Source organism: Burkholderia sp. b14 (genome assembly GCF_900156195.1).
Taxonomy (GTDB): Bacteria; Pseudomonadota; Gammaproteobacteria; order Burkholderiales; family Burkholderiaceae; genus Mycetohabitans.
In genome coordinates, this window is the sequence record NZ_FTPJ01000002.1 from 611309 (window position 1) to 634201 (window position 22893).

The 22893-nt window shown below is 54.2% G+C and carries 21 protein-coding genes and 1 pseudogene; 6 read left to right on the top strand and 16 right to left on the bottom strand.

The window, feature by feature from the left end; all coding sequences use genetic code 11:
- Positions 1-92: 92 nt before the first annotated feature.
- The 10 genes from B0B13_RS03940 to B0B13_RS18255 form a co-directional block, all read right to left on the bottom strand.
- Positions 93-983: a TatD family hydrolase gene (locus tag B0B13_RS03940; protein WP_076794406.1), complete on the bottom strand. Its 891-nt coding sequence runs from the start codon at positions 981-983 to the stop codon at positions 93-95.
- Positions 970-1692 carry an EboA domain-containing protein gene (locus B0B13_RS03945; RefSeq protein ID WP_076794407.1) on the bottom strand — a complete coding sequence of 241 codons (723 nt, stop codon included), beginning with the start codon at positions 1690-1692 and terminating at the stop codon, positions 970-972. Before B0B13_RS03945 ends, B0B13_RS03940 begins: the two co-directional genes overlap by 14 nt.
- Before the next feature lie 57 nt (positions 1693-1749).
- Complete coding sequence (locus B0B13_RS03950) at positions 1750-2607, bottom strand: UbiA family prenyltransferase (protein ID WP_170872353.1); 858 nt, start codon at positions 2605-2607, stop codon at positions 1750-1752.
- Positions 2604-3911, bottom strand: a complete 1308-nt coding sequence (eboE, locus tag B0B13_RS03955) for a metabolite traffic protein EboE (RefSeq protein ID WP_235090751.1) — start codon at positions 3909-3911, stop codon at positions 2604-2606. Before eboE ends, B0B13_RS03950 begins: the two co-directional genes overlap by 4 nt.
- Positions 3912-3976: 65 nt before the next feature.
- On the bottom strand, positions 3977-5020 hold the full coding sequence (locus B0B13_RS17710) for a hypothetical protein (RefSeq protein WP_139337300.1): 1044 nt from the start codon (positions 5018-5020) through the stop codon (positions 3977-3979).
- A complete protein-coding gene (locus tag B0B13_RS03960) occupies positions 5007-6287 on the bottom strand; it encodes a 3-dehydroquinate synthase (RefSeq protein ID WP_237574084.1) in 1281 nt (426 codons plus the stop codon). The genes B0B13_RS17710 and B0B13_RS03960 overlap by 14 nt, the downstream gene beginning before the upstream one ends.
- A gap of 486 nt (positions 6288-6773) precedes the next feature.
- On the bottom strand, positions 6774-7856 hold the full coding sequence (locus B0B13_RS03965; protein ID WP_076794409.1) for a ferritin-like domain-containing protein: 1083 nt from the start codon (positions 7854-7856) through the stop codon (positions 6774-6776).
- Positions 7857-7890: 34 nt separating this feature from the next.
- On the bottom strand, positions 7891-9792 hold the full coding sequence (locus B0B13_RS03970) for a hypothetical protein (RefSeq protein ID WP_076794410.1): 1902 nt from the start codon (positions 9790-9792) through the stop codon (positions 7891-7893).
- Positions 9793-9983: 191 nt separating this feature from the next.
- Positions 9984-10124, bottom strand: coding sequence for a glycosyl hydrolase 108 family protein (locus B0B13_RS18250; RefSeq protein WP_170872354.1), 141 nt, complete (start codon positions 10122-10124; stop codon positions 9984-9986).
- A 1098-nt stretch (positions 10125-11222) separates the two neighbouring features.
- Positions 11223-11366 carry a hypothetical protein gene (locus tag B0B13_RS18255; protein ID WP_170872355.1) on the bottom strand — a complete coding sequence of 48 codons (144 nt, stop codon included), beginning with the start codon at positions 11364-11366 and terminating at the stop codon, positions 11223-11225.
- A gap of 315 nt (positions 11367-11681) precedes the next feature.
- On the opposite strand from B0B13_RS18255, the gene B0B13_RS03975 reads away from it, so the two are divergent.
- A complete protein-coding gene (locus B0B13_RS03975) occupies positions 11682-12071 on the top strand; it encodes a transposase (RefSeq protein WP_170872356.1) in 390 nt (129 codons plus the stop codon).
- Positions 12072-13233: 1162 nt separating this feature from the next.
- Here the strand turns inward: B0B13_RS03975 and B0B13_RS03990 are convergent.
- The 6 genes from B0B13_RS03990 to B0B13_RS04010 all read right to left on the bottom strand — a co-directional run bounded on the left by B0B13_RS03990 (position 13234) and on the right by B0B13_RS04010 (position 17900).
- Positions 13234-14346 carry an NAD(P)/FAD-dependent oxidoreductase gene (locus tag B0B13_RS03990; RefSeq protein WP_076794413.1) on the bottom strand — a complete coding sequence of 371 codons (1113 nt, stop codon included), beginning with the start codon at positions 14344-14346 and terminating at the stop codon, positions 13234-13236.
- On the bottom strand, positions 14343-16295 hold the full coding sequence (locus B0B13_RS03995; protein WP_076794414.1) for a LodA/GoxA family CTQ-dependent oxidase: 1953 nt from the start codon (positions 16293-16295) through the stop codon (positions 14343-14345). The genes B0B13_RS03990 and B0B13_RS03995 overlap by 4 nt, the downstream gene beginning before the upstream one ends.
- An 8-nt stretch (positions 16296-16303) precedes the next feature.
- Complete coding sequence (locus B0B13_RS18265; RefSeq protein WP_170872357.1) at positions 16304-16441, bottom strand: hypothetical protein; 138 nt, start codon at positions 16439-16441, stop codon at positions 16304-16306.
- A gap of 39 nt (positions 16442-16480) precedes the next feature.
- Positions 16481-16675: a hypothetical protein gene (locus B0B13_RS04000; protein WP_076794415.1), complete on the bottom strand. Its 195-nt coding sequence runs from the start codon at positions 16673-16675 to the stop codon at positions 16481-16483.
- Positions 16676-16805: 130 nt separating this feature from the next.
- Positions 16806-17324 carry a hypothetical protein gene (locus B0B13_RS04005; protein WP_286137228.1) on the bottom strand — a complete coding sequence of 173 codons (519 nt, stop codon included), beginning with the start codon at positions 17322-17324 and terminating at the stop codon, positions 16806-16808.
- 93 nt (positions 17325-17417) lie between these two features.
- Positions 17418-17900, bottom strand: coding sequence for a glycoside hydrolase family 108 protein (locus tag B0B13_RS04010; RefSeq protein WP_076794417.1), 483 nt, complete (start codon positions 17898-17900; stop codon positions 17418-17420).
- Positions 17901-18454: 554 nt separating this feature from the next.
- Here B0B13_RS04010 and B0B13_RS04015 point away from each other — a divergent pair.
- From B0B13_RS04015 to B0B13_RS04035, 5 genes and pseudogenes are all read left to right on the top strand, one after another.
- Positions 18455-18764, top strand: a pseudogene (locus B0B13_RS04015) (DUF1153 domain-containing protein).
- A gap of 130 nt (positions 18765-18894) precedes the next feature.
- Positions 18895-19260 (top strand): DDE-type integrase/transposase/recombinase, encoded by a 366-nt coding sequence (locus B0B13_RS19065; RefSeq protein ID WP_286137229.1) that lies wholly within the window; start codon positions 18895-18897, stop codon positions 19258-19260.
- Between the two features lie 653 nt (positions 19261-19913).
- A complete protein-coding gene (locus tag B0B13_RS04025) occupies positions 19914-20396 on the top strand; it encodes a glycoside hydrolase family 108 protein (RefSeq protein ID WP_076794417.1) in 483 nt (160 codons plus the stop codon).
- Positions 20397-20399: 3 nt separating this feature from the next.
- Positions 20400-20990 carry a hypothetical protein gene (locus tag B0B13_RS04030; protein ID WP_076794418.1) on the top strand — a complete coding sequence of 197 codons (591 nt, stop codon included), beginning with the start codon at positions 20400-20402 and terminating at the stop codon, positions 20988-20990.
- Positions 20991-21416: 426 nt separating this feature from the next.
- Positions 21417-22886 (top strand): ferritin-like domain-containing protein, encoded by a 1470-nt coding sequence (locus B0B13_RS04035; protein WP_237574123.1) that lies wholly within the window; start codon positions 21417-21419, stop codon positions 22884-22886.
- The last annotated feature ends 7 nt before the right edge of the window (positions 22887-22893 follow it).

The following is a 22893-nucleotide window of genomic DNA, read 5'->3' on the forward strand; positions in this document are numbered from 1 at the left end:
GCAGCACCTTGCTTAAGGTAGCTTATTCATGGTTGGGCGGCTCACAAACGGCGATCACGAGATCGCCCGACTACGCCGATTCTTGGCATCGGTTACTCAGTGGTGGTTACCTGCGGGGTTTGTCCGCGTAGCACTGAATTGCCCTCCCAGTTATGGCGCTGATCGATCAGCAGCGGCGTTTCAGCCTCGGCGATATCAAGCCGTGCGCTTTGGGCGAAAAAAGCAAGCGGATTGTGCCAAACGATCGTTTCGATTTCATGCTCGGCGATGCCCGCATCACGCATGGCCGATACAGTTTTAGGCACTTTCAACGGATCGCTGACGCCCCAGTCCGCTGCGCTATTCATGATGATGCGCTCACTGCCATACTGCTTAACCAGCGCGACCATACGCGCTTCATCCATCTTGGTGTGCGGGTAAATCGAATGTCCGGCCCAGCAACCTGAGTCGAGCACCAGCGGGAGTGTCTCTTCCGTATTGTGGTCAATCAATACCCGTTCTTGGTCAATGCCGCTTTCGCGAATGAGCGCGAGAGTGCGAATGGTGCCAGCTTTTTTATTTCGATGAGGCGTATGCACCAGCACAGGTAGGTCATGTTCGATTGCCAGTTCAATTTGACGCGCAAAATAATGGGCTTCGGCCGGTGTTTCATCGTCGAATCCGACTTCGCCCACTGCCACCACGCCATCTTTATCAAGATAGCGCTCAAGCAACGCGATGACGCCATCAGCAATATCCGAATTATTGGTTTCTTTAGGGTTCAAGCCCAGCGTGCAAAAGTGGCGGATGCCAAACTGGCCGGCCCGAAAACGCTCCCAGCCCAATAAAGATAAGAAATAGTCTTCGAACGTACCGACATGCGTGCGCGGCTGCCCCATCCAGAAGGCCGGCTCTACCACGATCGTAATGCCCGCGTTGCTCATCGCCTGGTAATCATCGGTGGTGCGTGAGGTCATATGGATATGGGGGTCAAACATTTTCATGTTCAATACCTCGCAGAAGGAAGTTAAGGTCATCAGATATCTGACGTTTTGCTGCGCGCCGTTCACTGGCGTAATCGGCAACCATGCGTTTTAGTGTGGGAGTGAGTCGTTTATTGAGCCCAGCAATGCGGCGGATTGACGTGCCGGTAAAGAGAGCCTTCAAGACAAGTTGATTAAAATTCAACTCGCAGAGGAAACGTTCGGGATACGCATTGTCGCAAGCGATCGCTTCAAAGACAATCGCCACATTGCTACGGCAACCCTCCGCGGCAATCGATACCCATCGCTGCGGTTCGGGCAATAAGATCAAACTGCGCAATATTGCCTGCTGCTCAGTACTATCGCCACGTCGATAGAGACGCGTGACAACGCTGGGATATTCAGCACTGGGCCGCAACGACAAGGTATGTAAGAGGATCAGCGCTCTACCAAAATCACCTATACTCCATTGCTGCGGCGCAATGACGCCGGCTCCGCGCAATGTATCAAGCGTCTTAGTGGGCAACGACGGCAGACCCGCAAGTCGGCGCTGTGCTATTGCGAAATGATGCTCGATACTGTGCTCGAGATCATCACTGCATGAGGCAGGCCTTGTGATGATCTGTTGGTAGCGAGCCAGCCAATTTTTTGCCCGATCTGCCTTATCCTCTGCAGAGCAGGCTTCGGCGGCTTGGAGTAAACCCGCATAAAGCGTATTCGCGATTGTCATAACCAAATTTAATATTAGGTTGGCGATAAGGCTAACTGAGCATAGGTTGACTGGAATTTAGTTTCCTGCAATACGCCGCTGCCATAAAATTGTTAGAAAAAAAGCGACCACGCTTGCCACTGTCCAGCTTGGCGCGCCGTGAATCGAAATCAGTAATGCGTCAATCAATGCCATGCCAGCGATCAGTTCGCCTGTGGCGCTGCGCAAATCGCACGTCTTAGCGCGAAAGGCCGCACGCTGAAGAAGCCATATTGTCCAACACGCAAACGCCCCTAGATAGCCCCATGCCCATCGATGGATCGGCAAACTCATTAGCGCATACACCAGCGGCGCCGCGAGTCCAAGCACGGGCACAAAACGAATCATTGGGCCGGTGAACTGCTGCTTAGCAGCGTAGGTTAGGCCCACTGTGTAAGCGAATAAAATAACCGAGCCTTGCGATGCGGGTTGGGACAAGGTGCCGTTTGTGAAAGCTAATGCACTGATAATATAAACCAGCATTCGGCACAGGCCCATGATCAACGGACCCAATGGGTTATCTTTATGATACAAGTTATAAAGTATAACCAAATGCGCTAAAATAACACCGCTGGCAAAAGTACCACTTCCTTGTGAGGCGAGCAATAGTACGCCCGCACCGAGCATCGCCAAGCCACTGACCGATACCGTCGAAACACTGATTTGACCCGCAGGAATCGGTCGTTCTGGCCGCTCAATCACGTCGATCGCTCGATCGCATACGTCATTGAGAAACATACCAGCGGTGTAGATCAGCGACATCGCTAATAACAAGCATAGCAAAGTGAGAGGGTGGATGGACTGGCCAGTAAGTACCGCACCAGCAATGACATTGCTCCATACAGTGGGCAGGTTGGAAACGCGCCCCAGACGTAAAGCGACATGCCAGTTGATCATTTCAGCTGCTCCTGGACCCATTGCAACTCATGCGAGATCGCTTCGACAAGGCTGCCATTCGACTGAGTACGTTCGGTATGATGCGGCTGATAGACAGCCGGTAACGCATGCCACGTATAAGTTTCCACTTCCAGATGAGTCGAAATCGGCGTATCACGTTGCATTGCCAACATGGTCTTTAAGAACGTTTGCGTGCTCTCAAATGGTCCCACGGTGTTGGCCCATACAGGCACATGAAAATGAATGCGCCATTCGCATTCGATATCGGTGTTCTCATAAACCGATGGAACAGTATTGAGGGCACTAAGTGCATCAGGCAGATCAATCATGCGCTGTAGCTCGGTGTTGGTTTCAGCTGTACGGCGCTCAATCACTTGATGTAAATACACCTGTTCGGCGAATGGCTGCAGCGCGCGTGCATGCGATGCACACGGGCGAGGAACGCGCAGCCCGGCACTGAGTTGTAACTTGGCGATGCGGATCCCCGCGTGCCTAAAGCGGCTTATCATATCGTTCGGATCTTCGAACTCGACAGCGGCGTGGCACGTGTCAATGCACACGCCTAAATGACGTCGGATCAACGCGAGCGCCGCAGCGTCGTCTAGTGCGCATGCGGCTGCAATGTGCTCAGTCGCGGTGGCGTTGAGCAGATATTCCTCAAAAAACGTAATGGTTTCGGTTGTGGTTTCCAACAGGCAACACGGCTCTGGCTCTAGCGCCAGCGTGATACATCGCCCTGTTTCCTGATGTAGCCGATGCAGCATCACTGCATGCTCAAGCAGTTGCTTAGCCATCACGGGCCGGCACTGAGGATCGTCAGCAAGATGCGGTTTGAATCCCCCGGCAATGGTGCTGATACTGCCTTCGATATCTTGATCGTCGGGTAAGAGTTGAGCCAGCAGGCGAGCCAGTCGATTGCTGTATTCAAGCCGCCGCGGATCGCGCCAATCCGGCAGATAGACCGCATCTTTAACAGATTGCTGGTGAAAATGACCAAAGGGAAATCCGTTGAGCGTGAACACATATAAATCATGCGTTTGCAAGAAAGCTTTAAATTGTGCAAGCGCGATAGAGTCGTCCAGTTCGCGAGCCGCCAGCTCGGACAGCCACAATCCAACACCAAACGGTGCGTGGGGCGAGACGCGCGCCTTGATCTGGGGCAGATAGTGGCCCAATGTGGCACGCACTTCAGACCAGCTTTGTGCAGGATGAACATTGGTGCAATAAGTCAAATGGGCCCGTTGGGAGGGTGGCATGGCATCCAAACACAACGCATGAGGTTTTCCGATATCGGTCCGATCCATAGGGTCATCCGGTTGCGCGGTCTCGAGATTAACGAAACCGCGCCAGGGTGGGTTGGCTCAGTCTTTCAACGTGTCTTCGCTGACTTAGCCGGCATTTGCGGTTCGCTTTTCTTGCCGTCCGTACAGTCGGTTGCAAAAAGACAGCACCATGGCGGATGAGGATTATCTCTTAGCTTCGCTTTGACTTTTTGCCAAACTTCTTCTCCTGGTTTTTCAACTTTGAAATTTTTGAAGTTTTGACTGACAATGGGGGCGTTAGGGTATGGGACACTCCGGTCTCCCGAGAAAAAGAAAGATTGCGGCACTTTATATTTTTTATAATCCGTAACGAATTTGTCTCTCCAGAAAGCATAGCCAAACAAAATATCGCCAGGCACGATTATTGAGTAAGCTTGAATCTTGCCTTCAAGATGCTGACTTTGCTTGGAATCGTAAAGCAAATGCTTAATAAAATCGCGCCTCGGCGGATGATTGTCTAGCGAAAACTGACAAATTTCCGGCATGCCCTGAGGTCGGTCCTCAACGTAAGTAAGAAAATAGGCTTTATTACCTAGTGATACAAAAGAACAGGTGTATTTATTATCATGCGGAAAAATTGGCAAGCATCGCTTGTCATAATGCTCCATCATCGCGCCTTGCCCATCCTTGTCTGTCGGTATGTAAGTCGAATCGTAGACTGTCCAGCCGCTTGAAATTTCATAGTCTTCGATGGGCTTTAGATTTCTTGGAGGATCGTCGTATGGCGGTGAAAATGTGTCATAGTTTTTGAACACCCGATACATGGTCCAATCGCTAGTCCAATACTCAGGGAATTCCGGCTCTGGTTGAGGCCGCCCAGTTTGATGACTGTAATCACATTCTGAACCGGGCGTGTTGCAACCTTTTTCGTTATGTACTCCGTTTGTGGGATAAATATGCCGTTCGCAGATTTCTTTATCTTTCCGACTCTCGCAAACGTCACCCGTCGTATTGAGGAAGACCTGATTATAAGGTTTGCCTGTACCTAACGCTGAGGCCATGCATGCTAAAGTTAGCAGCAACACCAAAGCCGATTGAGACCATAGCTCGTGTAGTTTTGCGCTATGAGTTTTAAGCTTATACCATCTCATGATAAACCTCCTTTCTCTCAATGTGCAAACGATGTCTATCTTGCTCTTGTAACCAGTCGATGGCTGCATTGGCTTCGCACTCGTCAATGGTGTGGACTTCCACGCTTTGCCCGATTTGTTTAATTAATGTGACGGTCAACTCGCCGCCCAAATGTTCACGGAACTCAGTGAGCCCTTCCAGCACCTGTCGCCGTCCAGATTGATCGCGTGCATCGAGCGCGTCGTGCCACAAACGGAACCCCAGATGGCTCAGCAACGTGTACATTGCAGCCAATACAGGCTTTTCCAACAAACCTATGGCCACTGCATAACGGGTATCTAGTGCGAGGCCAATCGCGACGGCTTCACCGTGCATGAGCGTATGGGCGCTTAGGGTCTCCAATTTGTGCGCTGCCCAGTGCCCAAAATCAAGCGGGCGTGCACTGCCCGATTCGAATGGGTCACCGCCTTGACTGATATGCTGCAAGTGTAGCTCGGCGCAACGGCGAATCATCCATTGCATCGCGTTCGGCTCAAAATTCGCAAGCGCACTGGCATGGGCCGTCAGCCAATCGAAGAAGGTCCGATCACGGATTGCAGCGACTTTAACCGCTTCGGCCATGCCCGCGATGCAATGCCGTGCAGGCAGCGTCGCGATAAAGTCAAAGTCATTGATTACCGCAAACGGTGGGGTGAAGGTGCCCAAGAAGTTTTTTACTCCAAAAGCGTTAATAGCCGTTTTAACGCCGATGCCCGCGTCATTCTGAGCTAAAACTGTCGTGGGCAACCGGATCAGCCGCACGCCGCGATGCGTCGTGGCCGCCGCGTATCCGACCGCGTCCAGCACCGCGCCGCCACCGACCGTTACAACACAGGCATGACGGTCGATGTGCTGATCGTGCAACCATTGTTGTAACGCGCGCACCGCGTCTGGCTCGTGCTTGAGTTGCTCCCCGCCAGCCAACACACGCGGCGCGTCAACCAATTTAAGCGTGTCTGCATGACGTAACGCATATGCTTGTAAAGCCTGGACGATAGCGGGATTGGCATTAGCCAGGCCGGCATCGACCACGGCAACGAAGCGGTGGCGCCGGTGCGGTTCCAGCCGGCAGATTGCTCGTTGCAACGTCAGATTGTGTGGGTCACTAAATACACCGCGGGTGAAATACACGGGATATTCAAACGGTACATTGAAACGTTGCATCACGCTATCGGTATCGACGGCATGGACAGACGAATTCTCGTCAATCGGTCCGTCTTCTTTCATGGATTCCGACAGACATTGCATGGCGATTCCTCTTTGGCAAGGGACAAAACGCTAAAATCCAAAGCAGTTTTTTCTCAACTCAGCGGACCGCAGTGACAAATTACGTTTGCCACTATAAATTTGAAATCTTGACTACCGTTTCAAGCCATTTAGTTTTTCAGCTCAATGCCAAGCATGTGAGCACCCCCATGACGGTTCGAGCAATATCGACTACTTTCTGAACTACCTGCTCTGGCTGACTGTCGTCATTCCAAATAACCATCCTCATTGCCAATAAGTTGTTCAAACATGTCTTTGAAAGTTCTCATACTGGTAACCTGGAAAAGAAACGCGCCTTACCGTGAAGCGGTGCACCCCCCTTACAAAAAATTTGGTCACACCTCCATCCACACGAATTATTCCCACTTGCCTACCATTAAGCAATGGACAGAAAGGGCAGGCGTTTTGAGCAATGATGATTACACCGTCTTGCCACCACACCCGCTCACTTGACTTCGAGGTGATCGGTTAGATCCCATCGCCGGGATCCACCAACTGATATTCGAAGCTCGGGCCGGTCACCACTTCAGGGTTGGGAATACCGGCCATCATGTTTTTAGCTTGGCCTTTCAGCGACATCATTAAACCGATCGCAATATTGAACTGCTCGGGTGTGGCATGGCCGTTAACCAGTTTGTTCAGGGCCGTTAATAGATTGGTATAAGCATAATTGAAGTTATTACAAGCCAGTTGCTGCGCTGAACCCGGTGGATAATTAGCAGCTTTCGGGTCAGTCGGAACATTATAGACACCCTGAGGATCGAACTGTATTAGATTACCCGAGTAGGAATAAGAGGGGGGAGGAGACGAATTTTTTAGTAGTTGCCTGCCCTTCTTGATTTGCATAAATCGGTAATAATGCGCGTAACCATTTTCCCCGGGCTCGTCAGGTGAATTACGAGTACCCTCGCCCTGCTGAATAATGGTTTCAATCGCCAGCTTCGCCGTCTTGACATTCGTGACGACAATCGACCCTTTCATTAGGTCCGGCCCAACCTGATTACGCGGCGGCTTAACAAACACGCTATCACCCATTAACTCAATAAAAATTTTAATAATTTCATAGAATTGACCAATCGTTATTGGTTGACTGGGTTCAGCGAAAAACTCCGGCTTGCCAAGCTTAGCAAAAAGCGCCATTAAACTTGGATAATCGAGGGGGGTTTCCGGTTCTTCAATAGTTAAAAAAGTGTCGAGTTGCTTCAGTGAAAACGGCGCAAGATGGACTTCCAGCCCCCCTTGCACGCCGCCCGGTAATGGCCCGGGATACTTGGGAATAAAATTGGGATGCCCGATATCTGGGTTACCACCTAGTGCGTTGAGAACATTCGACGCCAGCGTCATATGTAACATTTCTTCCATGACCACTGACAGCAGAATATCAGCAATCTCCTTGTTCTTTGATGCGTCCAGCGAATACAGCGCATAGAGGTAAGGGGGAATTGTCGCATGTTCCAGTTCAATTGCTCGCTGCAAGACGGAGCATATCGCTGACACAGGTTGAGCGGTTTGCAGGTCTTTCAGGATAGAGCGCTGTTCAAGGAGAATCATTGCGTAGCCTCTCAATGTGGTAGGACTGGGCGGATCAGCGCAAGGACAAACGACGGGCGCTAGCAGCGGCTTTGCCGCCTTTGGCAACAGTTTGTATTAGATTGGCGGGTTGCGTGCCAGCGCTCAGCACCTGTGCAGAAGGGAGCGCGGGCGCGACACTCCCGAACGTAGGATTGCCCAGCCATGTCAGAATTGCGGCGCGTTTGGCTGGGGATAAATCCCGCGTTACCGGCATGTAGTTCGGATCAGTTGGGTCCAGACCGAATACCAGTTTGAGCAAAGAAGCATTTTTGACTATTTCATCATAGTTAGCCATGTTCAGAAAGCGGCTCATGATCGGGTACAAGTTGGCGTACTGTTGGAAAATGGGTTGGAGATCGGCCCAGGTCACCGGTTGAGCTGGCTTAAAGTCGTTCCATAGCAGAATGCTGATGAAGTTCCATGGATTCGATGGGCCGTTGTACTGTGTATCCGCAAATGCAGGCCGGATGCCATACACTTGGCCGTCGATACTACAGCCCGATTTAAAACAGCGCGGCATACCGGGATCGCTCGCGTCCAGTGTCAGCATCGCTACTCCCTCGCTGTTAGTGACGATGTTCCCCACGAAGTCTTTTGACAACGGTGTTGTCTCACCCGTTTCGCTATCGACGAACTGCAGCGCGGTCAGCGGCGTTGCAACGGGCGGTATGTCCGATGGATCAATAGAGTTGTCTGGCTGCAGTTCACCCGAATCCGGCGCGAAGCTCAGCTTAACGCCAGCAAGCGGTCGCCCCCATTGAATAGCGTAGACGGGAATTTGCGTCCGAGCGCCCGGACTGATGCGATAGACGAAGCGGTCGGCACGCACAAACACCCCACTCTTCCATTCGCTAATGGAAAACTTTTTGTCTTTGCTGCTCAGAGTCAACGGCGCCGCTGACACCGCTAACATCTGTGCTTGCGTTAGGGGAAGCTCGACCACACCGGCGGTGAGGGGGTACCAGTTTTCATCAGTATAGCCCTTGGAACTTTTTGAAAGGACACTACCTAGCCCCTCTGGGTTGCCATCTGGTTTTAATACACTGAGCGTCAAATCGCCCAGGTCGTTTATCCCACCGCCCGGTTTGGATGTGCTCAGCGCGTTGCCCAGATCGAGAAAGATAGCGCCGGCGTCATTGCTCTTTTTAACAATCTGAGCCGAAAAAAAATTGATGTCGCCTTTAGGTTTAAAAAAGTGGCTTTTCTCCGAAGACTCATCTGCCATGAACTGTCGACCTATCACTATGCTCCTCGGTTCGGACTTTTCCGAAGGTCCAATTGTGCCGACGATACGCCCGCACGCGAATTCGGCTGACTTAAAATCCATGTTAAAGCCGTCAACGTTAAATTTGATCGACAGTTGAGTGGAACTCGCATTCTTCAGAGCCTTCAGGAAGTTCGAGTCCGATACGTCGCCCCATTCCAGGTTGGTCAGCACAGATTGGTACATGGCGCCGGCAATCTGGTCGCCTTGCGATTCGTTGGTAGCTCTGTCCCAGATATCGAGGAACGGTGCAGGAGAAAAATTCCCGCACATTAGCGTATTGCCGTTCACGTCGGTGATACGCACTTGCAAGCCCCAGATCTCAGAGACCAACTGCTGATAGGGGTCCAAATCCACCAGTTTCGCGCTGACTCTGCTGTTTGAGTCCGCAATCAGGTATTTCCGGACCGGGTCGTCGGAATCAACGGATCCGGATGGCAACCAGGCCGATGTAACCTTGCATCCGAGCAGCCGCCACGCAGCATCGCCGGACGGATTCCACCACCCATTGGCTGCTGTTTGACTCCGCATTTCTTGATAACTCGGCAGAAACGTTGCATTATTGAAGTGTCCAGCATCATTGTTGACGGTGGATACGTTGGCTTGAAACTGGCCAGCAAAGTGCAATCGCAATGGGTTGAGGTAGCTCATGGTATTTTTGCCGTAGGAAAATAAAGAAACATTGCTCGAAATTTTTCAAAATGGCTTGACCAAACTAACCAGGTTAACTTCCACATATGCGCAAACATCGACGCTAACATTTGGAATAGCGATACACGCGTCATAGAACTGTCGCAGCGCAGCGGATCCTAGTAAAGTACCTTGGCAATTTGGTTTGCTGCCTAAGGCGGTACATTCCACATTGGGCCGGCATAGCCCCACGCGAGCGCGGCGCGCTGAATCACGCCCCACTCACCGTCGGGATCCTGACGGTGATCTGAATAGCCACCCTCGTTGCCAATAAGCCGGTCAAATGTATTCATACTGGTTTGTCTAGGCAAGCAACGCGCCGCACCGTGAAGCAATACATGCGCCTGTTGGGAAACCTGCGTTATGCCCGCGCGTGGCGAACCTTTCTCGCTGCTTCAAAACCGCGAGCCAGGGAAACGCGTCTGTCTTGGGCAATCATCACATCGTCGCCACTACCCCTACTCAAATGACTTCAAGGCGGCACGGGCTTGCGTACTAAAAAACAATTACTTGAAACGAGGCTACCGTTTTTATTCATTGTTACATCCTAAATTTGCATTATCAAAAGACAGCAAACCTTTAAAAGCATGGTCGTTCTGTCTGTTGATAATGACCCTTTCTCTGTCCACCAATCCCGCCTGAGGACCGCAAAAATCGCTTACTTGTTTATCAAGTCATCTGAACTCGATAAGGCACCGCACCACCAATAGAACAATGCACTATTTCGAATAAGCCACCGAAGTGAGGGTGACTTACCAATGCTTACGGGCATGTGCACCTTTACAAATTAGGGTACTTTGTTATTGTGCTCACTCCAAATATCGCTTTCATGAAACGGCAGTCGCGACTGCCCACGAAAAACGTCATTTTCTGCTGCCTGCACCGCGAACGGGGTAAAGCCATGCTATTATGGGCACCGTTTGCTAAGAAGGTAAAATCACTATATACATAAATTTCGATCAACCCAAGAAGATTCTCTTTTGCTAAACCGCCAAATCAAATCAAAAAAAAACCAATTAGTTCATAAGCTAAAAAATCCAAGGCAAATTTAAAACAATAACCGCAAAGATGATCAAATGTTTCTTTTTAATAAACATCAAGCAGAGCGTTGGTAGCGATAGGATTTTAAGCAGTTGCTACATTGACGGCCTTCATGATGATCTATCCAAGAAAAGCTTCGTCGAAGCCAGCTGGATGTAAAACTCAGATGGCCGGCGACCGAAAAGCAAGGCAATGGGCGCCCACTGCCGCCCATTCGCCACCCGCTCGATCATGCGGCACGGCGCGATGTGCTGGAGACACAGGCGCGACACGTCAACGTACAGCAACCCGCCAGTGAGCGGACCGACCGGGCAAGTGCGCTCACACACGCAATCGGGCTTCTTTGCGTGCTACCTGTGCCGCAACCCCAGATCGTCGATGACATCGGCCAGTGGTACCAGCAGCACGTTAAAAATGGCTTTCCCCCCCACTTTGTGTAAACCTGCAGGTGACAATGACGCAAGCCGGTACCGCATCACTCGGATAATCAGCATGAATTTTTCTTTCCTTCAACGCCTGTTGCCCCTCCCGACATGCGCATTCTCGGAGGGGAGATGATCGGCCATCAGCTCATCGTTGCACTGAAACATCAAGGGCTCGTTGCGCACTGCACGGCGTGTGGAGCGACCAGTTCCCGGATACACGGAGGGTACTGACGACGCGTTGAGGATCTACCGTGTAGCGACCATCGCATCACACTGGAAATCCAGGTGCGGCGCTTTCGTTGCGATAACACAATGTGTCGCCGGCGAACATTCGCCCAACGCCTTGCGCCATTCACTGCGCGTCAGCAGCGCCGCACAGCCCGGGTGCAGACGACGCTGTGGCATGTGGGCTTGGCGCTTAGTGGCGCCACGGGTGCACGCCTAGCACAGCGGCTGGGCATCTCGATCAGCGGCGAAACGATACTTCGTTTGCTCAAACGCAACAGCCAAAAGCACGTCGCGACGACATCCAACCTTACCCTAGTTGGCGTCGATGACTGGGCATTCAAGCGCGGTCATCGCTATGGCACCCTACTGGTCGATCTCGAGCAACGGCGCCCATTAGACCGGTTGCCCGATCGTGATGCGACATCGGTGGCGAACTGGCTAACAGGAAACCGCGCAATCCGAATCGTATCGCGCGATCGCGCTGGTGTTGACGCCGAAGGCATCACCCGTAGCGCGCCGCAAGCCATACAAGTGGCCGACCGATAGCATCTATTGAAGCATCTTGGCGATGCCATTGAACGCGCGCTGGGCCGCTGCCAGCGGCCTACCCGCGAAGTTGCACGCTCACTCGATCACGAGCACGCTTCTGTCGCATTGCCAGCGATCGAATCAAATGCGCCCGGCGTGGCAACAACATCGCGCGCAAAGGAGCAACAAGCGCAGCGGCGCAAAGCGCGGCTCGCACGCTATGAATCGGTCATGCACCATTATCGAAGCGGGATGGCAATCCGGGCGATTGCGCACCTTACAGCATTGGACCGGCGTACGGTGCGGCATTGGACCAATGCCGGTGGTTTCCCTGTGCGGGCGCAACGGCTACCCGCAGCCAGCAAATTGGATCCCTATCGAGCATCTCTTGTCCAGCGCTGGCGTGAAGGCTGCCAAAACGCGGCGAGCTTGGATCGGGAAATCGTGGGCCAAGGGTTCAACGGCGGTTGCGACATCGTACGCCAAGCCCTTCGGCCTTGGCGACAAGCCTGTGCAATCACGCAGCAGCTGCGTACTGCTGTGTTGCGAGCGGTGCCCTCCACTCGCCGCGTAGGCCCGCTGGTTAATGGGTCGGGGCACGGTCGCGCTCACCAACGACGATAAGCGGCACGTCCAGCGCTTTGTTCAATGACTCGCCGAGCAAAATCCCCAGAGAGCAGCAATCCGGCGGCTGTCGCTCCAGTTCACTGACATGGTCAAGCGCCGCGCACATCAAGCTTTGGCAAGCTGGCTGCGTCAAGCCCAGGCCAGCGGTGTACCAGAAATGCAGCGGTTTGCAGCCAAGCATTGGTCACGACTACGATGCCGTACACGCCAACTGTGCCGACATGATCAGCGCCATCGACCAACCTACGACTTTACGCGGTCCATGCGTTTAATTTACCGCTTATGCTTTAAGAAACCCATATCGACACCATTTACGGTAACGTCAGCAGTGGCAAACGTGCGCTACGGCAGTCAATTGCTGTCGGACACGGTGAGGCTAATCGGTCCGCAACTATGAATCGCCCCGGGTTTCGTCTCTGGATTCCAGAAGCAATTCAGTGACCGCTCCGGTGACCCGACGGGTATCAGGTAACTGATAGTCAGTCCCCGCGATGCGGTCTACGTCAGACGTGTGGCCGTTGATATAAAGAACTCAAAAAGGCCGATCGACAAGCTACAAGCCTGACGTATCTAGACTGCGAGCCTGGTGTGCGCGGGCCGGCCAGAATGGGTCCGGCTCGCAATGGCCTCGGTAGGCATAGCGGAGGTCAAGCTGAGCGCGTGAATGGCGGTAGGTCGCTTGTACCGCATGGTCGTATGCGGCGAGCGCATGGGGGTTGCCGGCCATGCATTCCCGGGTGGCGTGAGCCGCCGCGAGAGCTGAACCGAAAGCCTGGGCCAGCCCTTGGCCGCACAATGGGTCGAAGGCCGTTGCCGCATCGCCGACTGCCAGCCAGCTATCCGCCGCGCAGCAGTTCAGCCGCGCGCTGGACGCGTCCATGACAAACATCTTCGACGTGGCCGTGGCAGCCAATCCAGGGTACAACTCTTCGAGAAGCCGCCGCAAGACACGCTTCAACGCATCCGGCCGGCCTACATTATCAAGCGGGTCGGCCACCATCGCCACACGCGTGTCATTGGCTGGGCCGTCAGTACGGTACCACCACCCATGAGGGGTCGCAGTCAGGTGCAGATATGGGTCGCGCTGAGGCGCATGACGTTTCAGCCGTGCTGCAGCCGCAATGAGCTTGTCATCGACGATGCGGCGGGCACCCAGCCGGCGGGCCAGTCTGCTAGCGCGGCCCGTTGCGTCAACGACAAACTTCGCGGTGACGACCTGCGTCTGGCCGCCGGATGCCAACGATAACACGTAGCCTGAGGTGTTGCGTGTCACACTTGCCAGAACGGCTTCCTCTAGCCAACGGCAGCCATTGATCAACGCCAGGCGTTTGAGTGCTGCCACCAATCGCGGCGGATCAATCGCCCAGCCGCAGACACCGCGCAAGCCGTGGTCTGCGAGATCGGGACCCATCGAGGGCCAGTGCGCGACCACGCCGTCGCACTGCGCTGCAATCCCTGCTGATGTTGCAAATAAAGAGGTTAGCTCAAGCGCATCCAGTACCGGGTTCGCTTCGGGCCCCATTACCTCGCCAGCCTTCCGGCTACTATGGCCGGCGATCACCGTGACGGCGAAGCCCCAGCCGGCTAGAATCCGCGCGACTGTGGCACCCGCCGGCCCGCCGCCGGCGATGGCCACATCACACGTTTGCGTGATGTTGTCACTCATATCTCGCCACGGTGGTAAGTTCGGCGGGGCGGCCGACTTTGCCCCGGCTGAGTCAGACCCATTGCCTTAACGGCTGACGGAGTCGGCGAGGCAAGCCGCTCGATCGCGGCCATGAGCATGACTTTGTCGTTCGAGCCCGCATGATCTGGATGCCGACCGTTTTCGACGTGGGCAATTTCCGGCAGGCCAAGCGCCTGCAGGTGCGTTGGCGTACCGGTCGGCAACACCATTCCCAACTCCCACCAATTCTGCACCATATTGTCAATACGCTCATAGTAGTTGCGCCCGTTAATGTCACGGGTCCAAACCTCGCGGTAAGTGGCATGCTTGAGCTTCTGCATCTCGAAGCTTGCCTCATCGACGGCACGCGACCAGGCTTCAGCGCTTAACACTTGGTTGGGAACCCGCGCGCCCCAGTAGCTGGGCATTGATAAGTAGGTGGACGGCGAGTATTCAAAATCGGAGAGGCAGGAGGCCTCGTCGGTGTGCCACGGGACGCCTAGCCAACGCGTCAGCGCACCTGGTGCCACTCCGCGCAGTGGTCCGTCGGCGCCCAGGCAGATCTCCGGCGTTAGCTCAGGCCCGAAGTCCTGCCGCGCCGATCCTTCTTCGTCCAGTACGTTCAGCCGGTAGGGCCCAGCCCACAGGGACGCTCGCCGCATGATCCAGGTTAATTCGATCCCAGGATGAAACGGGCCGCCGAGGCATTCGTACAGCGGAGCGCGCGAAAGATGCTCGATTTGTGCGGACGGAGCCAGCTCGTCAAAACGCGGCGGTAGCGGCTCGCCCTGCCAGTCGTTAATAAAGTCGCCTTTCGCCCAGGCCGCGAGGTGGCGGTACATGGTCGAGGTGACCGCTAACAGCACGCGGGCATGGTCGACACTGCCGCCATCGTACGCATCGCCGTATAGATAAGGTAGCTTCGAGCGATCAGTGGCGCCGCCCACCGCGGGATCGCGAAACAGGCCAAAGACAGCTTCACGCCAAGCGCGCCCCTCATGCGAGGTGTCGGTGAGCCTTTTAAGCACTTTTGGATTCCGTGCATCTAAAGGTGAGCCGAATCCATGCGCCATGAAAAGGCCGTGATTGACCCATTGCATCGCAGTCAATCTGGAGAAGATTGGCCAGACATCACGGGTAAAACTTGTTTGGGGCGGCAGTTCAAGCCAACCTTCCGCGGCGAACATATCACGCACCACGTCGTCCATCGTCACAACCCCAAACAGCCCGGGCGCATAGTTAGGGGGCGCCACCGAAACATAGCCCGGTGTAGCCTCAAACGATTTGCCGCCGACCGTAACGTGCGCGCGCACAGTTCCGTCGGCCACGTCGTCAAACCACAAACTATTGTTAGCGAACGTCGTTGGCTTGGTTCCCGCCCAGCGAGGAGCGGCCCGACCATGCCCGCCCAAAAATAATAGCCGGCCTTGAGGATCAGTGCGTAACTCGCCCAAGTAGACGGTTTTGTCAAAGAACTGCCCTTCGAATATATAGCCTGCGCCCGACACACCGCGACCTTCAATGGACTGCGGCGGCGGCGTGATATCGAGGCGAAAGCGGCCGGACGATGTCTCAGCGTTCCGCTTCACTGCGGGCTTTGCGAGGCCGTCGGGTAAGTCAAGTGCGTTCGTGAACTCATACCAGCCGGCCTTCAGGTTGGCGATAGCCACCCGCCATTGAATCTGGATTCCGTCGTCTAGTGTTAGCTCACGCACTTGCCCTGAGGCAAGCGTGGCATAGATGCGAAAACGCACGGCCTGGCACTTGATCTCGCCATTTGCGTTGCGCAGCACTCCCGGATCCGCCGGCACACCGCCAATGACTTCAGCGGCAGTGAAATAGTCCGAGTCGCCTTGAGCGTTGCCGACGCGCGCGATACCCAGCGGTGGATAGATCGCTATCTCTACGATCGACGCCGGATCAAGCGCGTTGCTGCTGTTGCTATTCATATGCCACCTCAGTAGTTTAAGTCAACTTCTTGCTCGGAGAAAAGCTCGTCCTCAAAACCCGTGCTGCGCAGCACGCGTACCTTCACGGCGTTGACGCCTGGAAACTGGTTGCGGTCGATCTCAGCGTGCGGCGTCTCGCGTCCCACGGCAATAGTTTGCCAAGTCGACTTCCCCGCAGGACATACCTATACGGTATAAGTGACGCCATCCTGTGGCGCTGCCGCTTGCGCACGCAGGGCGCTACGGTTGGGTTTGCCCGGCAGTGGCGCGTCGATCGACAGCGGTGACAAGCCGCCGGAGATCTCCGAGGCAGCACGCGGCTCGGCTGCCTCGAAACAACTCACCTCAGTGCCGTTATACAACAGCGCAATCCGTTTCATGCCGGGTGTCACCGGGATGTCCTCATTAACAAGGGCTGTTTTAGGCAACGTGTCGTCTGCACAACTTGACACCTGGATAGCCGGGCGAAACCGGCGCAGCTCTTGACCACCGGAATCTTGAATCGAGATGTCAAACGCATCGAGAACTTAGTGCTTGAGTCGTGGCATAAGTGTCCGGATCGGTCGCGAAGCTGGTAATCACGGCAGCCTGCTTTTTTGCCATTGAAGACGAACCGAGGAAGAATTCCTTTGCGCTCAAGACCATCGCAATCAGTACGCCCTCAATATTGCCAAGCACGCCAAAAGCAAACTCTTTGACCTCTATGTGAAAGAACAACAAACAGAAGTGCGCGCCAATCACCAGAAATAGGGCGCCTGTGTATAGATAGGCGAGGTTACGCGGGGTGCGATCTTCTGCAGTCAAGGCCATTTGCCGAGCATTGGCACGGTTGGCGGCGTTCACTTTCGCCGTTTCGATGTTGGTGGTGATAGGGGCCTTCTCCAACTCAGCGGCGATGCGCTGCAGCTCGACTTGGCTCTCAACGATCGACTCCTGAAACCGGTAGGCCAGTTCGGGATTGGCTTGGATTGCAGCCAACGCCTGCTCGGGCGTGCTGGTACCGGTGAGCGTTTGAGCAATCGTGACCACTTTCTGCGCCACCTGTTCGGCCCGGCTACCCCCAATCCACTGGGCGATTTGCGGCGCAAACTGCGCAAGAGCGAGAACAATCGGTAACATGATCTAAGCTCCGGCTACTCTCAAATTAGTGGCGATTCGCCGCGTCCAGCCGCGCCCAAAGCTGGGCCACGTTTGCAGCGCGGTTAAATAAGCTAGGCGGGCGGCTACAAAACGCAGGATAAATAGCTCCGGGTCGACCGCTTGCACCGCGGCAATCGTCTTAGGTCCAAGTTTGCCGTCGGCGAGCGTGCCGCTGGCTTGCTGCATCCAAACGACAACAGGGCCACCGTTGTAGTTGGCATCTAAGAGCTGAAACGCAACACGCGCATCATAACTATCGCAGTGCAGCGGATCCCAGTAAAGCGTCTTGGCAATGTGCTTGGCCGTCTCACGCGGCAAATCCTGCATGGGACCGGTATAGCCCCACGCGAGCGCCACCCGCTGGGTGATACCCCACATGGTTTCACCGCCAGGATCCTGAGGGTGATTGGAATAACCACCTTCATTGCCAATGAGCTGGTCAAAAGCGTCGTCAAAAATGCTCATGCTGTGCACCACAAGAAACGCTTATCCGTCTGACAAACGAAGCAATTCACATAACACAATGAAAACCTCGTCCGTCAGCCCTTAACCTATTTCCAATCTTCAAGAACTTCCCCAGCTGTCGAGCAACGCACAATTCAATCAACGCTGTGAGTTCAATATTAGCTACTAAAGTAATATTAAGTAAAACCGATAGACCAATGAGGCGCTATCTCGTGGCATCAGCACGATGCATGGCTGCATCAACCCAGCTCCTCAGAAAATAAAGCCTTGACTTCAATCTATACCATTTGACTTTGATGTCAAGTATTAGCGCTAATTCTTCGAAGTGGGACTAAATCAGAAAATTAGCATGTTGAAAAGTGAAAAATGTTCACAGCGCGCTATTTTGTGAAAATTCTACCGAATGCAAAGATACTTACTAAAGCGAGGCCCCGAATTCTGCTACTTTTATTAGTTTGGGCCTGGGCAGTGCAGGTTGCTTCAATGTCACCAGTACAGTGTAATGACCCAGTGGAAACCTGCTCACGTCATGCTTGAAGGAAAAGACGAGGAGCATGAAGATAGAAGAAGACATCAAATGCTGGACCGCCAGGCGCAAGAGCGCGCTGGTTCTGGACATCATTTAGGGCAAGACGATGGTGGCGGAGGAGAGCTGAGCATATGATCTGTCGCCTGCGCAAGTGGGAAGGCTGAGTCAAGGACGGCGGGCGAGATATGGAGAATGCGCTGCGGGCCAATCCGCTCGATGTGCGGGAGCAGTACAAGCGGCAGATCGAGGATCTGCAAGAGGCCTACGGCGAAACGATGCTGGAGTTGCGCGCCCGAAAAAAATTGCGGTCCCTGCTGGGCGAGGAGAAGAAATGATCGAGACGATCCGCCAAGGGGACTGCAAACTGAAGGCATCGCCGTCTCGCTGGCCAAGTTGTGCCGTTGGTTCGGGATGCCGCGCCACACATCGTTAGCCACCGCGCCCAATAAGCGCTGGTCGACCGACTTGTGCCGAATCTGGGCTGGCCGGGATGGCTGGGCCCCGCTAGCGCTGGTGATGGAATGCCACACGCGCGAGCTACTGGGCTGGCAGCTGCCGCGCAGTGGCCAAGCCAGCACGGCAGGCAATGCACTGGAGCAGGCTTTGATTGCTCGTTTCGGCACCCTAGGTAGGGTATCCAAGCCCTTCCTGCCGCGTAGCGACAACGGCCTGATCTTCACCAGCCGAAACTATACGGCCCTGGCTCGTAGTTACGGCCTGAAGCAGGAGTTCACCACGCCGCACTGTCCGCCGCAGAACGGCATCGTCGAACGGGTAATCCGCACGCTAAAGGAGCAATGCGTGCATCGCCACCGCTTCGAGACCTTGTAGTCCCCAGCCGCGTGATCGCCGACTGGATTCAGTTCATCGATGGCCACATCAAGCGCTGAAGATGAGAACCTCCGCCGCGGTGTTTGCACTAACCGATTAAGCTGTGCAGGTTTTGCTGGATCATTACAACAGTTCGATGCATGGCTGATTCCTCGTGGGCTGATGGAGCCCGCCATGCATCGGGCTACACTAGTGACATTAAAGCAACCTGCACTGCCCAAGTCCAAACGAATAAAAGTAGCAGAACTCGTGACCTCGCTTTAGTTCCTTGCATCCGGTAGAATTTTCACAAAACAATACACTGTGAAAATTTTTCATTTTTTCAACATGATAATTTTCTGATCTAGCCCCACTTCGAAGAAGCAACCCTAGTACTTGACATCAAAGTCGAGTGGTATAGATTGAAGTCAAGGCTTTATTTTTTGAAGGGCTCAGCCGATACAGTCAAGCTTCGTGCCAGCGCCACGTTATGGCGTATCATTATTCATTTTAGTATTGCTTCATTAATTAATATTAAACATCGCAGCATTGTTCAAATTGTACTTTGCGTAATGCTATCATTGGAAAGAAATGGACATTTTTACGAGGGTTTTAGAACAGATTTAGAGGATTGATGAGGATTGATGGACAAGATTTTCTATTTGTCGCTCAGCATGAGCATTTTTGACGACGCTTTTGACCAGCTCATTGGCAATGAAGGTGGTTATTCCAATCACCCTCAGGATCCTGGCGGTGAAACCATGTGGGGTATCACCCAGCGGGTGGCGCTCGCGTGGGGCTATACCGGTCCCATGCAGGATTTGCCGCGTGAGACGGCCAAGCACATTGCCAAGACGCTTTACTGGGATCCGCTGCACTGCGATAGTTATGATGCGCGTGTTGCGTTTCAGCTCTTAGATGCCAACTACAACGGTGGCCCTGTTGTCGTTTGGATGCAGCAAGCCAGCGGCACGCTCGCCGACGGCAAACTTGGACCTAAGACGATTGCCGCGGTGCAAGCGGTCGACCCGGAGCTATTTATCCTGCGTTTTGTAGCCGCCCGCCTAGCTTATTTAACCGCGCTGCAAACGTGGCCCAGCTTTGGGCGCGGCTGGACGCGGCGAATCGCCACTAATTTGAGAGTAGCCGGAGCTTAGATCATGTTACCGATTGTTCTCGCTCTTGCGCAGTTTGCGCCGCAAATCGCCCAGTGGATTGGGGGTAGCCGGGCCGAACAGGTGGCGCAGAAAGTGGTCACGATTGCTCAAACGCTCACCGGTACCAGCACGCCCGAGCAGGCGTTGGCTGCAATCCAAGCCAATCCCGAACTGGCCTACCGGTTTCAGGAGTCGATCGTTGAGAGCCAAGTCGAGCTGCAGCGCATCGCCGCTGAGTTGGAGAAGGCCCCTATCACCACCAACATCGAAACGGCGAAAGTGAACGCCGCCAACCGTGCCAATGCTCGGCAAATGGCCTTGACTGCAGAAGATCGCACCCCGCGTAACCTCGCCTATCTATACACAGGCGCCCTATTTCTGGTGATTGGCGCGCACTTCTGTTTGTTGTTCTTTCACATAGAGGTTCAGAAGCCTGCTTTTATCGTACTCGGCAATATTGAGGGCGTACTGATCGCGATGGTCTTGGGCGCAAAGGAATTCTTCCTCGGTTCGTCCTCAATGGCGAAAAAGCAGGAGGCCGTGATTACCAGCTTCGCGACCGATCCGGACACTTATGTTACGACTCAACGCTAAGTCCTATGTTGACACGCGCTGAGGCAGCGTTGCCGTCGTTAGCTGGAGATAAACCCCGAAAGCCTTTGGATGCGTTCTTGGGTCGCCTCATCGGCTTCTACAACTACGTGCGGTGCTCTCAACATTGGGACTATCGGTCGCCCGCCGTTTTCGAGGCCAAATCTGCGGAGAAAAAACTATCTGACTGTCCAAAATTAGTTAACCATAACTAAGCCAATTTAGTTGCGTCCTCTGACAGCGTGTGTTACAAAGCAGCCAACAGGGGATGCAACAAAGATCCCCTCCCCTAATACCGACCATTTCCTGTAGTTTCGCACGACCCTCTTTTCCCGACGTTGGCAATAAGGAGCGGCAATGCAATCTTTCAGACTTTGGCGGCATCTAGCACTTGGCGGTCAATCATTAGTAAAACTGGCGCCAAGTGGCTTGACTACCGAGGGCGGTTCTATCGAGCATCTACTCGCGCTTGAATTTTCTGCGCGCGACTACGTCACTTATTTGTTGTCCATCGACGCGGAAATCGAGCACTGCCTGATGGTGCAGTATCTATATGCAGGCTACTCCTTGGGCGGCCCGCAGGTGCCGCCCAAATTTCACGACGCGGTTCGCAATTGGCAAGAAACTATCCTCGGCATTGCCAAGGAGGAGATGGGACATTTGATCACGGTGCAAAACGTGCTGCGCCTGATCGGCTCGCCTTTACATTTCGAGCGCAACGATTATCCTTGGGACACGCCGTTCTATCCTTTTCCTTTCATGCTTGAACCGCTGACGCTGAATTCGCTCGCGAAATACGTCTACGCGGAAGCACCAGTCAACTGGTACGGCGGTGCACTGGGGGAGGAAATCCGCAGACGCGTCGATGCGCAGGCACCTTGTCCCCATCATGTCGGGGAACTGTTCAATACGCTGATTCCGCTCGTCAATTCCCTACCCGATGAAGTCTTTCAGGCCGACACTTACCGCTGCCAGGCGGATTTCGCTGAGTGGGGCCGTGGCTACCACGGGGGGCAGCGCGGCAGCAGCGACCGGCGGTCGCTGGGAGGCACGCCGGACGTGCTTGTGATGCCCGCGACTTCGCGCGACGACGCGGTGAACGCACTGAAGGCGATTGCCAAGCAAGGGGAGGCTCCGCACGGCACGAATCCCTCACATTTCGTTCGCTTTTTGCGGATCTATGTGGAAATGCGCGCCGCCCTCGAAGGCCAACTGCACGGCCAAGATGTTTGGAATGCCGCACGTCCCGGCGACTTTCTTGAACAAACCTGGAAGGACGCCTATCCGAAAGTGGCGGTTACGCTACACGACACAAGAACAGCGTCGTCGGGCGCGCACGCCGCTTGGCAGCCTTCACGGTCTGTCGCAGTTAACCCCTACGTCTCACTCAATACCGACCTCGAGCCGGAGCAGGGTGGCACACCGACGACGGCCATCACCGAGCCGGTGACGGCGTTGTGGGCGTCGTTGTTTAACTTGCGTTATCGCATGCTGTTGCAATACCTGATCCACAGTTTCACGCTTTACGGTGAGCTCAGGGCAGCAGGACAGTTCACGCCGCGCGGGTCGATCATCAATGCCGCGTTCGGGGAAATGTACAACCTGCGTGCGCTCTCTGAGATCCTAATGCAGTTGCCCGTGTCGACGGCGTCGGGCGCACCGCTTGCGGGGCCGCCATTCCAGGTGCCCTATACGCTCAACAGTCCGTTTGGTGAGGCGAACCGGTGGCGCGGGCACCTCGATCTACTAGCGGCATCGGAAAACTTGGTGACGAACTTGCTAGCCCAAACCGATGCCGTACACCATCCGTATTTGCACAGTTTGCGCGAAGCCGACAAGAATATAACCGCCATCGCCAGGCGCATCCTGTCTGGCAAAGTCGACCTGGCGTTACTCTAGGAGCCAA